Here is a 12948-nt window from a genome sequence, read left to right as displayed (position 1 = left end):
GAACGGGGAAATGGGTCAGTCGGTCGGGGGCGCCACGTAGCCGGCGGCCGCCGCGGCGTCGTCGGCCGGGAACAGCAGCACGTCCTGTGGCCGCCAGCGGCACACGACGGTGTCGCCGAGCGAGAGGTGCGGGGCCTGCGGCGTGGGGCGGCGCACGATCACGCTCTGGTCGTCGCCCAGGCGCACGAGGTACTGCATCACCTCGCCCTGGTGCGAGACGCCGATGAGCTCGCCGCGCACCGCGTTCGCGTCGGGTAGATCCGCGGCATCCGCCATGATCTCCACGTTCTCGGGGCGGACCGCGGCGATGCCCGCGGCGCCGGAGAGAGCGCTCGAGGCGGACCGCACCTGAAGGTGGCTCGTGGAGACGCCGGTGCCGCGCTCGACGAGGTCGCCGCGGAAGAAGTTCTGCTGCCCGACGAAGGCGGCCACGTACGCGCTGGCGGGCCGCGAGTAGACGGTGTCGGCGTCGGCGAGCTGTTCGATGCGGCCCGCGCGCATGATCGCGATGCGGTCGCTCATCGACAGCGCCTCGCCCTGGTCGTGCGTGACGAACACGAACGTGATGCCCAGCCGCGACTGCAGCAGCTTCAGCTCGAGCTGCATCTCCTCGCGCAGCTGCCGGTCGAGGGCGCCGAGGGGCTCATCGAGCAGCAGGACGGAGGGACGGTTGACGAGGGCGCGGGCGAGCGCGATGCGCTGCTGCTGACCGCCGGAGAGCTGCGTGGGCTTGCGGTCGGAGAACCGGCGCATCTGCACCATGTCGAGGGCGGCGGTGACCCGCTCCTGCAGTTCGGTCTTCGCGACGCGACGCTGCGACAGTCCGTACGCGACGTTCTGGGCGACCGACATGTGTGGGAAGAGTGCGTACGCCTGGAAGACGGTGTTGACGTCGCGCTTGTTCGGCGGCGTGCCCAGGACGCTCACTCCCGAGATGCGGATGTCGCCCGCGTCGGGGTGCTCGAATCCGGCGATCATCCGGAGGGTCGTGGTCTTGCCGCAGCCGGACGGGCCGAGCAGTGACAGGAACTCGCCCGGTTCGATCACCAGGGAGAGCTTGTCGACGGCAGTCTGGTCGCCATAACGCTTGACCACGTCGGTGAGGACGACCGAGCCGTCGGCGACGTCTCGGGCATCCATGGCGTCGATGAGGGCTTCGGGTGCGCTCGTCACGGGATGGTGCTCCGCTCCTGCGCCGGTGTGGCGCTTGTCGGTCATTCAATACGTCTGGGCAGATGCCGTGCAAGACATCGCGGGGGAACCGGACGATTGCTTTCCGTGACCGGCGTGGGCCGACACTTTGTCCGGAGGACGTTCACAGGTCCGAAACACGCCCTTCGTGTGCCGGTGCGATGCCCCGTATAGATGTGCGCCCCCGAACGGTCCGGCCCTATCCTCGGACGATGACCGATCGTCCTTCGCCGCTCGTGAGGATGGCCCGGTCAGCGAGACGCTGGGCGACTACGGGGTAATCGACTCTGTCGTCGAAGATGAGAACGGTCACCTCCCCACGCCGGCACGCACGAATGCTCGGGTCCGCTGCAGCATCGCAGTGGTGAGCCCGCCGATGCGGTCCGGGATCGTCCAGGCAAGGGTGAAGTAGCGTCCCGAGGGAAGGTTGCCCGGCGTCATCCGCTCAGGTCCTCTTTTCTTCTCCTTCGAGTCCACCAGAGCACGCGGCGGCTGTCCAGTGCGCCCGGAAGGGGTGAGCGCTCTCGAGGTCCCCACCGAGGCGACGGGGATTGAACCGGGCGCCCGGAACCGCGCTGCGAGAGCGGAACCGCCCTTTCATAGGAAACGCCAAGGGTTTCTTGATCGTTTCGTTCACGTGATCGGGTCCGTCGAGGTCCGCGGCGCCTCGGTTGTTCCGATATGATCCGATGCAGTTGCGCTCACGTCACCGCCTTCCCGGGTGCGGACGCACCTGGTGAAGGGAGTTCGCGGGTGTCATTGCTGGTGCCGTTCTCCGTGATGACGTTGGCGGCGGTGCTCGCCTTTCCGCTGGCGCGGACGATGGGCCGTAACGCGGGATATCCCCTGTCGGGTGCTTTCGTTCTGGTGCTGGGTCTGCTCCTCGTCTTCGCGCCCGATGCGCTGGCGGGGAGCGTCGATGCGGAGCTCGTGTGGCTGCCGTCGCTGGACGTGGCGCTGAAGCTGCGGATGGACGGCCTTGGTCTGCTGTTCGCTGTGCTCATCCTCGGCGTGGGCGCGCTGGTGATGGCGTACGCGGCCCGCTACCTCGGTGACGATCAGAGTCACGGCCGGCTGTTCGTGCTCCTGACCGTCTTCGCGGCCGCGATGCTGATGCTCGTGCTCGCCGCCGACCTGGTGCTGTTGTACGTGGCATGGGAGTTGACGACCGTGTGCTCGTTCCTCCTGATCGGCGGGACGGGGCGTGGCAGACGTCAGGCGACGCGTGCCCTGGTGATCACCGCGGCGGGCGGGCTGGCCCTGCTGATGGCGGTCGTCCTGGTCTTCGTGACCCTCGGAACGACCTCTCTCGCCACGGTCCTCGATCGGGCGGACGTGCTCCGCGACTCCTCCGCGGCGCCGTGGATCGCGGTGCTGGTCCTGATCGCCGCGTTCACGAAGTCTGCGCAGGTGCCGTTCCATTTCTGGCTCCCCGACGCGATGGTCGCGATCACGCCCGTCAGCGCGTACCTGCACGCGGCAACCCTGGTCAAGGGTGGGATCTACCTGCTGATGAGGTTCTCGCCGGTGTACGCCGAGACCCTGTGGTGGACCGCGACGCTCCTCACCGTGGGACTGGTGAGCGCGGTGATCGGTGCCGTGCTCGCGCTCAAGCAACACGACCTGAAGTCGTTGCTGGCGTATTCGACGGTCAGTCAGCTGGGCTGGATCATCGCGCTCATCGGCCTCGGCAACGTCGACGGTCTCGCCGACGCCGCGCTGCACACCTTCGTCCACGCGCTGTTCAAAGCGACACTGTTCATGCTTGTCGGGATCATCGACCGGGAAGCCGGCAGCCGAGACATCCGCAAGCTCTCCGGCCTCTACCGCGTCATGCCCGTGACCGCGACCCTGACCGCGCTGGCCGCGTTGTCGATGGCTGGAGTGCCTCCACTGCTGGGATTCGTCTCGAAGGAGGAGGCGTACTACGCCTTCTGGGAGTACTCCGCCGCGCCGGGGATCAATGTGCTGCTGTCCGTCGCGGCTGTCGCAGCTGCGACGCTGACCTTCGCGTACAGTTTCCGCCTCATGTGGGGGGCGTTCGCGGGGCCGCTCGAGCAGCCGAACCTGTATGAACCGCGGTGGAGCTTCCTCGCCCCTGCGATCGTGCCCGCCGTGGCCGGACTCGTTCTCGGGGCGGGCGTCAGCACGCTGAATCCGCTGATCGACGCCACGGTGATCGACACCCTCGGGCAGGAGGGGAATTCGGACCTCGCCCTGTGGCACGGTTTCTCGGTACCCGTCGCCCTGTCGGCCGTCACGATCGCCGGCGGCATCGCGCTGTTCCTCCGACGCGACCAGGTCGATGCCTTCCTCCACCGATGGAACCTGCCGCTGCGGGGACGAGACCTCTACGACCGCGCGTACAGCGGCCTGCTGGCCCTCGGGCAGTGGTCTGCGGCCCCGGCACGGGCTGCCTCACCTGCCGCCCACCTCGCGTATCCGATCGGCGTACTCCTGGTCGCGGCCCTCGGCTTCGTCCTCATCGCTCGACCCGTCCCGCCAGTCATCCCCGGCACTGCGGCAGCGGTCGATGTTGGAGTGATCGTCGCGCTCACCCTCGCCGTTGCCGGACTGTGCGTGGTTCGTTCCCGACTTGCCGCGCTGGCGCTGGTCGGAGTGGTCGGTCTGGCGGTGGCGGCGTGGTTCCTCATCGTGGGTGGAGTCGATCTGGTGATGACTCAGCTCCTCGTCGAGGTGCTGACGGTCGTCGTCGCGGTGCTCGTGGTGCGGCGCCTGTCGGCGGTCATGGAGCGCCCCTCCGGTCGTCGCCGCCTCGGCGCCGCGGCGATGGCGGTGCCCGCAGGTGTCGCGGCGTTCGCCGCCACGTACGCTCTCACCGGCCGACGGGAGATCTCGCCGGCCGGAGACTTCTTGCTGCGCGAGGGCCCGGAGCTGTCGGGTGGCACCAACGTCGTCAACACCGTCCTGGTCGACTTCAGAGGACTCGACACCCTAGGAGAGGCGACGGTGCTCGTCGTCGCGGCCGTGGCGCTCCTGGGCGCCCTGGGCGCCGCTCGCCCGCCATCTGCCCTCGGTGACGCGACCGACGGCGTCGGGAGCGTCACCGCCCTGCCGACCCGGGAGGAGCGGCTGGGGAACGCCGCTCCCTTCCAGACCGTCACGGTCGTCGTCGGACCGGTCGTCGTCGCGCTCTCGCTCTTCCTGCTGTGGCGGGGGCACAACGATCCCGGCGGCGGCTTCATCGCTGCTCTCGTCGGCGGCGCGGGCGTCGCCCTGGCGAGCCTCGCTCCTTCCCGGAGCCGCTGGGCCCGTCTGCCTGCGCAGCCTCTGCTGGCGTCGGGCCTGCTCGTCTGCGTCGGAACGGGGCTGGTCGGCGTGATCGACGGCTCCTTCCTCCGGCCGCTTCGCACCTCGGTCGAGCTCGGCGGATTCAGTCAGACCCTCACCACGTCGCTGGTCTTCGACGTCGGGATCTACCTGTGCGTGATCGGGCTCGTCGTCAGCGCCATCGGCCGCCTGGGCGCGCGAAGCGGCACACCGCAGGAAGCGGGGGCGCCGCGATGACTTCCGCATTCGCCGTCGCGGTCCTGGTCGCAGGCGGCATCTACCTCGTCCTGCAGCGCGACCTGCTCCGGGTCATCCTCGGTTTCGTGCTCCTCGGCCACGCCGCGAACCTCGTCCTTCTCGCCGCCGGTGGCACCGATCGCCGGCAGCCGCCCTTCATCTCGGCCGTCGGCGATCCCTCAGGCATCGCCGACCCGCTTCCCCAAGCGTTCGTTCTCACCGCGATCGTCATCGCCTTCGCGATCACGGTGTACCTCATCACGCTCGCAGGAGCGCCGGCGAAAGACGACGGATCGGACGACGACGCCACCGATGGCGATCGCGATGCCGTCGGCATCCCGGCGGATGCCGTCTCGCGGGCCGATCCCACCGAGGGTGCCGGTGAATCGGCAGACGATGATCCCCGCGGCCCCGATGTGGCAGACACCGGGCGGGGGGGTGCAGGCGCACCGTGACCGTTCTTCTCCCCTTCCTCCTGGGCGTGCCGCTCGGCGCAGCAGGGCTCTGCCTGGCGGTGCCGTCATCCCTGGTCCGGCGCGCTGTGCTGTGGCTGACCACTGCGGCGGTGCTGGGCTTCGCCGTGTGGGCGCTGACGCAAACCGCGGACGGTTCGGTTCTTGCGCATCAGGTCTCCGGCTGGCCGGAGGGAATCGCGATTCCCTACGTGATCGATGCCTTCAGCGCGCTTCTGCTCTCGGCGGCGGCGTTCCTAGTGCTCATCTGCTGCGTGTACGCCGCGGCCTCCGGCGAAGACCGCGACACCTTCTTCCCGCCCCTGGTCCTCGTGCTGTCCGGCGGCGTCTACGGGGCATTCGTGACCGGCGACCTCTTCCATCTGTTCGTGATGGTCGAAGTCGCCCTGGTGCCCTCCTACGTACTCCTCACCCGGTCCGGGTCGGCACGATCCGTGCGAGCCGGACGCGTCTACGTGACGGTGAACCTGTTCATCTCGACCACGCTGCTGCTGGGTATCGGCCTCGTGTACGGGGTGACCGGAACGGTCAACCTCGCCGAGCTCGCCGGTGTGGCCGCCGAGTCGCCCCCCGCCGGAATCGCGATGGGCGTGGTCCTGATCGCTCTCGCGGGCAAGGCGGCCATGGTGCCGGTGCACTGGTGGCTGCCGCGCACCTATCCGTTCGCATCGCCTTCGATCAGCGCCCTCTTCTCGGGGCTGCTCACCAAGATCGGCGTGTACGGCTTGTTCCGCGTCTACGCGGTCGCCTTCGGAGTCGACGAACGGTTGCAGGCCATCATCCTGACCGTGTGCGTCGTGGGGATGGTCGTCGGGGTGCTGGGCGCGCTGGGATCGTCCGGCATGCGTGCGATCCTGTCGTTCCACATGTCCAGCCAGGTCGGCTACGTGCTCATCGGCCTCGGACTCTTCACCCTCGCCGGGCTGGGTGCGAGCGTGTTCTACCTGGTGCAGTACATGATCGCGAAGACGGCGCTGTTCCTCGCCGTCGGGGCCGTGGAGCGCGTCACCGGGTCGGGTGACCTCCGACGCCTGGGGGGCATCGCGCGCCGTTCTCCCCTGCTGGCGGCGGCGTTCCTCGTTCCCGCGCTCTCGCTCGCCGGCATCCCGCCGTTGTCGGGCTTCGTCGCGAAATTCGCCCTGGTCGTCGCCGCCGCGGACGCCGCGGCATGGGTCGCGGCGGGTGCGGCCGTGGCCGTGAGCCTTCTCACTCTGCTGTCGATGCTGAAGATCTGGAACGGCGCGTTCTGGGGAGACGAACCCGCGCCCGCCCTGGCACCTCTGCCGCGCGTCCCCGCGCGCCTGATACTCCCGGTGCTGGCGCTGTCGGTGCTGAGTGTGGTCTTCGGCGTCTGCGCGGAGCCGATGCTGGCGCTGTCGGAGACGGCGGCGGGTAACCTCCTCGATCTGTCCCCCTACATCGAAGCGGTGACCGGACGATGAGAGCACTGTGGAGTCACCTTGCCCGTCTGGGTCGGATGCTCGTATTCCTGGTGTGGTTCGCGGGGCTCGTGGTCAGCGCGTCGATCGAGGTCGCCGTGGACGTGCTCACCCCGCGCAGTCGACTGGCCATCGGCGTCATCGCGTTCCCCCTGCGGTGCGCCACGCGAGGGGAAGTGTCCACGTTCGCGGCCCTGGCCAACCTCACCCCGGGCACCCTCACCCTCGCGATCCGCGACGGCGATCCACCCCGAGCGTACGTGCACGCGATGTACGCTCCCGACCGTGACGCCTTGATGGCCGACCTGGAGAAACTGGAATCTCGGTACCTGGCAGCCGTGCGGCTGAGAACGGGAAAGAAGTGATCACGTGACGCTCGAGAACCTGCTGCTGGCCGCGCTGCTGCTGACGCTTCCGCCCGCCGTCTGGCGGATGATCTCCGGCCCCACCGACGCGGACCGGGCGGCCGCAGCCGACTTCGTCTTCTTCGCCTTCATCGCCGCGATCGCGCTGCTGTCGCTGAGTACCGACAACCCCGCCCTCGTCGACATCGTGCTGATAGCAACACTCACCGGATTCCTCGCCACCGTCGCGCTGGCGCGAATCGTCGATCGGTCCCGGCCATGATTGATCTGCTCGCCGCCGGCCGCGCACTCGGATACGCCGCGGTCGCCGCGGGAATCCTCCTGTTCGCCGTAGCGGCCCTCGGTCTGCTCCGGCTTCCCGATGTGTACACCAGACTCAGTGCGGTCACCAAAGCCGCCACCCTCGGGGTCTGTCTCGTGCTGCTCGGGGCACTCCTGATCGAGCCGTCGTGGCGCACCGCCATCCCGCTTCTCCTCGCCGTCGCGCTCCAGCTGATCACCTCACCCGTGGGTGGGTTCGCCCTCGGGCGCGCGGCGTACCGGGCCGGCGTGTCACTGAACACCCGCGCCCACTACAACGACCTCGCACGCGACGAGGCCCTGCGCGACGAGGCCCTCCCCCCACCCCGCGCGAGCGACACCGAACGCCACTCCCCGGACGACACCCGCAACCACCCGACCAGAAGGCTGCCCCAATGAACATCCTCGACATCGGCTTTATCATCCTGGGCCTGGTCATCCTGATCGCCGGCGGTGAAGCGCTCGTCCGCGGCGCGTCGGGCCTCGCCGCCCGGCTGGGTGTGCCGTCCCTCGTCATCGGCCTCGTCATCGTGTCAGCGTCCACGAGCGCTCCCGAGCTCTCCGTCACCATCGGCGCCGTGCTCGACAACGAACCCGACCTCGCCGTCGGCAACGCCGTCGGCAGCAACATCGTGAACGTGCTCCTCATCCTCGGTCTGTCGGCTCTCATCCTGCCGCTGGCCGTGAAACGTCGACTGGTCCGCTTCGACGTGCCGGTCATGGTGGGAATCAGCGTGCTGCTCCTGCTGCTCGCGCTCGATGGTGAGATCAGCCAATGGGACGGGGCGCTGCTCCTCGCCGCGGCCACGGCTCACGTCGTCCTCAGCTTCACCATGAGCAGGGGCGACAGCGCAGATCAACCGGGAAGATCAGGCGGTGACGATTCCGCCGCACCCCCCCGCCCCCGACGGAAGGGTCTGCTGTACGGGGTGCTGCTGATCGTCCTAGGCATCGGTCTCCTCGTCGTCGGCGCGCGGCTGCTGGTGACCGGCGCCACGAACATCGCCGCCAGCCTGGGCGTGTCGAGCCTCATCATCGGTCTGACCGTGGTGGCCGTCGGAACGTCGCTGCCCGAGCTCGCCACCTCGATCATCGCCGCCCTCCGCGGCGAGCGCGACATCGCCTTGGGCAACATCGTCGGCAGCAACATCTTCAACCTGGGATTCGTGCTGGGTCTGCCCGCCGTCTTCTTCCCCGCGGGTATCCCCGTTGCCGACGCCGCGATCGCCCTCGACATCCCCCTCATGATCGCCGCGGCCGTCGCGCTCGTCCCGATCGCCTTCACCGGCTTCGCGATCAAGCGATGGGAGGGCGCTGTGTTCGTGCTCCTCTACATCGCCTACACCGTGTACCTCGTGCTCGCGGCGACGCAGCACGACGCGCTCAGCGGGTTCACTCTTGTCATGCTCTACTTCACGCTGCCTCTTCTCGCCGTCACGCTCATCGCCGTCACGGCCTACGAGATGGGTGTGATCCGCGCACGACGGAACTACCTTCAGACCAATCCTCCATCAACGAGGAGCACCTGACATCTCGGTCTAGAGCGTCTCGGGTCAAAGGGGGTCAGCGTCGTTCTCCGCGACTGCACACCACCACGCAACCGCAAATCGACACCGCTGAACCAGGTGACCACGACCGGAACGAAGGGCCGCGATCGGCGAGGCGTCGGTTGTGTCGGCGACGGTTGATCTCGAGGCCATAGCGCCGGCTTGTATTCCAGTAGTCATCGCAACGAGAGCGGATTCTCGGAGGGTAGCAGTGCCTCGAAGAGGTCGGCTGGCGCTCGATCACCGAGGGTGATGCGGGGTCGGCGGTTCAGCTCGTTCTCAACGCGTTCGAGGTCACGGGCGGTGTGAATGGACAGGTCGGTGGACTTCGGGAAGTATTGGCGGAGGACGCCGCCAACAGGATCTCGTTGGCCCGCTTCAACTCGCGCACTTCGGCCTCGAGCGCCTTGATGCGCTGGGCCTCGCTCGTCGTGGTCCCCGGCCGTTCGCCCGCGTCGATCGCGGCCTCCTTGCACCAGCCCCGCAGCGTGTCGGCGTTGACCCCGACACGCGGCCCGACCCGGACCACCGCCTGGTTCAACGACAGCTCCGGATCCTCCTTACGGGCCTCGGCAACAAGCCGCATCGCACGCTCACGAAGCTCCGGCGGATACTTCCTCGATGCTGGCATGGTCATCATCCTCTCGGGGAATCAGACCCTCCACGAGACCCGGGGGCGACTCAGAGGGGGCGAAGGTACTGGTCAACCCATTCCGCGCCGGTGGGATACCCGGCCGCGCAGGCCGCGTTCGCGATGCGCCTGGCGGGGTACGACCCCGCGCTGTACGCCGGATCATGGAGCCAGTGGTCGAACCACGACCGCCCGGTGGCGACCGGCGACACCCCGTGACGACGCCACGCCGCTCACGGGCCACGCGGCATCCGTAGTTGAATCGGAGCATGCGAGCTGCGTACATGTACGGACCCGGCGACGTCCGGGTGATCGACGCCCCCGACCCGCGGATCGAGGTGGCCACCGACGCGGTCGTCCGCACGGTCGTCGCGTGCGTGTGCGGCAGCGACCTGCACCCGTACCACTCGATGCCCGTCGAGGAGGCGGGCCGCTCGATGGGGCACGAGATGATCGGCGTCGTCCAGGAGATCGGCGCCGAGGTCCGCACCGTCCGGGTCGGAGACGTCGTGATCGTGCCGTTCGTCTTCTCGTGCGGCACGTGCGACTTCTGCCGCGAGGGACTGCAGACCTCCTGCCGTGTCGCGGGGCTGTCGGTCCCGACCGGTGCGGGCGGAGCGCAGGCGCAGTTCCGCCGCATCCCCTTCGCCGACGGCACGCTGTACCGCGTCGACGTCGCCGAAGACGATGAGCGGATGCCGGGCCTCCTCACCCTGAGCGACGTGTACGGCACCGGCTACCACGCCGCCGTCACCGGCGGTGTGGCCCCCGGCAAGGACGTCGTCGTCATCGGCGACGGCGCCGTGGGCCTGCTCGCGGTGCTCTCCGCGCGCCAGCTCGGCGCGGAACGGATCATCCTCATGGGCCGCCACGCTGCGCGCACCGACCTCGGCCGACGCTACGGTGCGACCGACGTCGTCCCCGCGCGCGGGGAGGAGGGCATCGCCGAGGTCCGTGATCTGACCGGCGGTGACGGCGCACACGTCGTCGTCGACGCCGTCGGGCACCTTCCCGCCTACGAGCAGGCGCTCGGCGTGGTCCGTGACGGCGGCACGGTGACCCGCGTCGGGGTGCCGCAGTACTCCACCGGTCCGGTCGGGCGCACCCAGTTCGCCCGCAACGTCACGATCGCCGGTGGCGTCGCCCCCGTGCGGGCGTACATCGACGATCTGCTGCCGGGAGTCCTGGACGGTACGGTCGATCCCGGGGCGGTCTTCGACCGTGAACTACCCCTCGATGAGGCCGCCGAGGGCTACCGCCTGATGGACGACCGTGCCGCTCTGAAAGTGATGCTCCGCCCGTGACCGAAACCACCTCGCCCGTCTCGGGCGTCGACTATTCGCTGCGCGCCGACGGCTACGAGGCGCACATCGCCTCCGTCGGCGCGACCCTGCGCGTGCTCCGCCACGACGGCCGCGACCTCATCGTCCCGTTCGACGCCGATGAGGTGCGCCCCGACTACCGGGGCGCCACCCTGGCGCCGTGGCCCAACCGCGTCGTCGGCGGCACCTACACGTTCGACGGCGCCGAGTACGTCACGCCGCTCACCGAGCCGGAGCGCTCGCAGGCTCTGCACGGGCTCGCTGCCTGGCTCGACTTCGCCCTCGTGTCCCGCACCGAGTCGGAGGTCACCCTCGCCGCGGTGATTCAGCCGCAGACCGGGTACCCGTGGCGGGTGCGCGTCGAGACGACGTATGCGCTCGCCGCCGACGGACTCACGCAGACCGTCCGCGCGACGAACGAGAGCGGGGGCCCGGCACCCTTCGGCACAGGTCCCCACCCGTACCTGATCGCCGGGCCCGCGCCGCTCGACGAATGGACGCTCGCGCTGCCCGCGGCATCCGTCCTCGAGGTGACGCCCGACCGGCTCAGCCCTGTGCGACTGCACCCCGTCGACGCGCACGAGCCCGGACGCTTCGACCGTCGCGCTGCCCGACCTCTTGGCGACGTGCAGCTCGACCACGCCTTCACCGACATCGAGAAGGATGCCGCGGGCCTCGCCGTGCTGCGGGTGACCGACCCGTCCGGCGTCGGCGTAGAGGTCGCGTGGGGGCCGGAGTGCCCGTGGGTGCAGGTCTACACCGGCGACAAGGCCGACGGGCCGGCGAACCCGAGCCACCGTCTCGGCATGGCGGTCGAGCCGATGACATGTGCGCCCGACGCGTTCAACGCCGACCGTTACGACTACGACGCGGGCTTGATCGTGCTCGAGTCGGGCGTGACAGTCTCGGCATCTTGGCGCATCGGCGCGATCTGACCGACCCGCGACTTCGTACGATGGGGCGATGACGACGTCGTCCGCTCCGCTGCCCCGGTCCACTCCGTCCGCGCAGGGGGTGGATGCCGCCGGCGTCGAACGCCTGCTCGACGCCGCCGCCGAGCGCGGCATCGAGCTGCACAGCCTCATGGTGCTGCGGCACGGTTCCGTGATCGCGGAGGGCTGGTGGGCGCCGTACACGGCGGAGCAGCCGAATCTCGTCTACTCACTGTCGAAGACGTTCACGTCGGCCGCTGCCGGCTTCGCCGTGGCGGAGGGGCTGTTCTCGCTCGACGACCGCATGGTCGATCACTTCCCCGACCTCGTGCCCGAGGGGATCGACGACAAGTACCGGCGCTACCTCGTGCGTCATGCCCTGTCGATGTCGAGCGGCCACGAGCAGGAGACGCTCGACCGGGCCACCGCCGAGGCGGACAGTCGCGGCGGAGACCTGCTGGCGTCGTTCTTCGCGGTGCCGCCCGAACACGAGCCGGGCAGCGTTTTCACCTACAACCAGCCGACGATCTACGGCGTCGGCCGCCTCGTCGGTCGCACCTCCGAGCAGGGACTGCTCGAGTATCTCCGACCACGGCTCCTCGAGCCGCTCGGCATCGACGAGGCCCAGTGGATGCTCATCGACGGATTCGAGATGGGATTCTCCGGCATCCACGTGCGCACCGAATCCCTCGCGAAGACCGGGCAGCTCATGCTCGACCGGGGCCGCTGGGGTGACCGGCAGCTGCTCGACGAGGAGTGGGTGGACGCCGCGACCCGCGTGCAGACGCCCAACGACACCGCCGACCGCGCCCCGGGCGGGGCGGTCGAGCCGGTCGACTGGCGCCAGGGCTACGGCTTCCAGTACTGGCGGAGCCGCCACGGCTATCGCGGCGACGGCGCGTTCGGCCAGTTCGTCATCATCTGGCCCGAGGAGGATGCCGTCATCGTGACCACGGCGGAGACCGTCGACATGGCGGGCCTGCTCGAGGAGATCACCACGCACCTGCGGCCCGCGATGTCCGGTGCCGGCACGGAAGCGGCCGACGACGCGCTCGGCGAGCGGCTCGCAGGGCTCGCGCTACCGTTGCCGGAAGACACCGGGGCGGACTTCTCCGGAGCCGTCCACCTCGCTCAGGAACCGGGGGAGGTCGGGCCGTTCAGCAGCGGCGTCGCCGCGCCGGGCGTCGAGCGGGCCGAGGTCGTCGCCGCGCGCCGCGGCT

At 69.3% G+C, this 12948-nt stretch carries 13 protein-coding genes and 2 pseudogenes; 11 read left to right on the top strand and 4 right to left on the bottom strand.

The genetic code is table 11. From position 1 onward, the window contains the following. Window positions 1-15: 15 nt before the first annotated feature. Together ACHFGS_RS00365 and ACHFGS_RS00360 are read right to left on the bottom strand one after the other, a co-directional pair. Window positions 16-1140, bottom strand: a complete 1125-nt coding sequence (locus ACHFGS_RS00365; protein WP_394278348.1) for an ABC transporter ATP-binding protein — start codon at window positions 1138-1140, stop codon at window positions 16-18. A gap of 360 nt (window positions 1141-1500) precedes the next feature. After that, window positions 1501-1632 (bottom strand): hypothetical protein, encoded by a 132-nt coding sequence (locus tag ACHFGS_RS00360; RefSeq protein WP_394289027.1) that lies wholly within the window; start codon window positions 1630-1632, stop codon window positions 1501-1503. Window positions 1633-1944: 312 nt separating this feature from the next. Between ACHFGS_RS00360 and mbhE the strand changes: the two genes are divergently transcribed. The 7 genes from mbhE to ACHFGS_RS00325 are packed head-to-tail and all read left to right on the top strand — an operon-like array spanning window position 1945 to window position 8825. Further along, entirely contained in the window at window positions 1945-4719 is a 2775-nt protein-coding gene (gene mbhE, locus ACHFGS_RS00355; RefSeq protein WP_394278331.1) for a hydrogen gas-evolving membrane-bound hydrogenase subunit E, read from the top strand. After that, window positions 4716-5174, top strand: a complete 459-nt coding sequence (locus ACHFGS_RS00350; RefSeq protein ID WP_394278330.1) for a sodium:proton antiporter — start codon at window positions 4716-4718, stop codon at window positions 5172-5174. The genes mbhE and ACHFGS_RS00350 overlap by 4 nt, the downstream gene beginning before the upstream one ends. After that, a complete protein-coding gene (locus ACHFGS_RS00345; protein WP_394278329.1) occupies window positions 5171-6634 on the top strand; it encodes a monovalent cation/H+ antiporter subunit D family protein in 1464 nt (487 codons plus the stop codon). The genes ACHFGS_RS00350 and ACHFGS_RS00345 overlap by 4 nt, the downstream gene beginning before the upstream one ends. Next, a complete protein-coding gene (locus ACHFGS_RS00340; RefSeq protein ID WP_394278328.1) occupies window positions 6631-6996 on the top strand; it encodes a Na+/H+ antiporter subunit E in 366 nt (121 codons plus the stop codon). Before ACHFGS_RS00345 ends, ACHFGS_RS00340 begins: the two co-directional genes overlap by 4 nt. Before the next feature lie 4 nt (window positions 6997-7000). Then, window positions 7001-7258 (top strand): monovalent cation/H+ antiporter complex subunit F, encoded by a 258-nt coding sequence (locus ACHFGS_RS00335; protein ID WP_394278327.1) that lies wholly within the window; start codon window positions 7001-7003, stop codon window positions 7256-7258. Continuing rightward, on the top strand, window positions 7255-7695 hold the full coding sequence (mnhG, locus tag ACHFGS_RS00330; RefSeq protein ID WP_394278326.1) for a monovalent cation/H(+) antiporter subunit G: 441 nt from the start codon (window positions 7255-7257) through the stop codon (window positions 7693-7695). The genes ACHFGS_RS00335 and mnhG overlap by 4 nt, the downstream gene beginning before the upstream one ends. Further along, on the top strand, window positions 7692-8825 hold the full coding sequence (locus tag ACHFGS_RS00325) for a calcium/sodium antiporter (RefSeq protein ID WP_394278325.1): 1134 nt from the start codon (window positions 7692-7694) through the stop codon (window positions 8823-8825). The genes mnhG and ACHFGS_RS00325 overlap by 4 nt, the downstream gene beginning before the upstream one ends. Window positions 8826-9019: 194 nt before the next feature. Here ACHFGS_RS00325 and ACHFGS_RS00320 read toward each other — a convergent pair. Then, a pseudogene (locus ACHFGS_RS00320) lies at window positions 9020-9196 on the bottom strand (IS30 family transposase); the annotation flags it as partial. Further along, window positions 9187-9429, bottom strand: a pseudogene (locus ACHFGS_RS00315) (transposase); the annotation flags it as partial. The pseudogenes ACHFGS_RS00315 and ACHFGS_RS00320, both read right to left, overlap by 10 nt. Before the next feature lie 135 nt (window positions 9430-9564). Here ACHFGS_RS00315 and ACHFGS_RS00310 point away from each other — a divergent pair. The 4 genes from ACHFGS_RS00310 to ACHFGS_RS00295 form a co-directional block, all read left to right on the top strand. Then, complete coding sequence (locus tag ACHFGS_RS00310; protein ID WP_394279650.1) at window positions 9565-9693, top strand: hypothetical protein; 129 nt, start codon at window positions 9565-9567, stop codon at window positions 9691-9693. A 50-nt stretch (window positions 9694-9743) separates the two neighbouring features. Beyond that, window positions 9744-10778 carry a zinc-binding dehydrogenase gene (locus ACHFGS_RS00305; protein ID WP_394279649.1) on the top strand — a complete coding sequence of 345 codons (1035 nt, stop codon included), beginning with the start codon at window positions 9744-9746 and terminating at the stop codon, window positions 10776-10778. Then, window positions 10775-11731: an aldose 1-epimerase family protein gene (locus ACHFGS_RS00300; protein ID WP_394279648.1), complete on the top strand. Its 957-nt coding sequence runs from the start codon at window positions 10775-10777 to the stop codon at window positions 11729-11731. The genes ACHFGS_RS00305 and ACHFGS_RS00300 overlap by 4 nt, the downstream gene beginning before the upstream one ends. A 28-nt stretch (window positions 11732-11759) precedes the next feature. Next, the coding region (locus ACHFGS_RS00295; RefSeq protein ID WP_394289026.1) for a serine hydrolase domain-containing protein at window positions 11760-12948 on the top strand (1189 nt) is incomplete at its 3' end.

The organism is Microbacterium sp., from assembly GCF_043427715.1.
Taxonomy (GTDB): domain Bacteria; phylum Actinomycetota; class Actinomycetes; order Actinomycetales; family Microbacteriaceae; genus Microbacterium.
This window is presented reverse-complemented; position numbering and strand designations above follow the sequence as displayed.

Excerpts from the sequence above, each read along its gene's own strand:
- ACHFGS_RS00365 (WP_394278348.1), bottom strand. The coding sequence starts at position 1,140 with ATGGATGCCCGAGACGTCGCCGACGGCTCGGTCGTCCTCACCGACGTG.
- ACHFGS_RS00350 (WP_394278330.1), top strand. The coding sequence starts at position 4,716 with ATGACTTCCGCATTCGCCGTCGCGGTCCTGGTCGCAGGCGGCATCTAC.
- ACHFGS_RS00325 (WP_394278325.1), top strand. The coding sequence starts at position 7,692 with ATGAACATCCTCGACATCGGCTTTATCATCCTGGGCCTGGTCATCCTG.
- mnhG (WP_394278326.1), top strand. The coding sequence starts at position 7,255 with ATGATTGATCTGCTCGCCGCCGGCCGCGCACTCGGATACGCCGCGGTC.
- ACHFGS_RS00340 (WP_394278328.1), top strand. The coding sequence starts at position 6,631 with ATGAGAGCACTGTGGAGTCACCTTGCCCGTCTGGGTCGGATGCTCGTA.
- ACHFGS_RS00360 (WP_394289027.1), bottom strand. The coding sequence starts at position 1,632 with ATGACGCCGGGCAACCTTCCCTCGGGACGCTACTTCACCCTTGCCTGG.
- ACHFGS_RS00305 (WP_394279649.1), top strand. The coding sequence starts at position 9,744 with ATGCGAGCTGCGTACATGTACGGACCCGGCGACGTCCGGGTGATCGAC.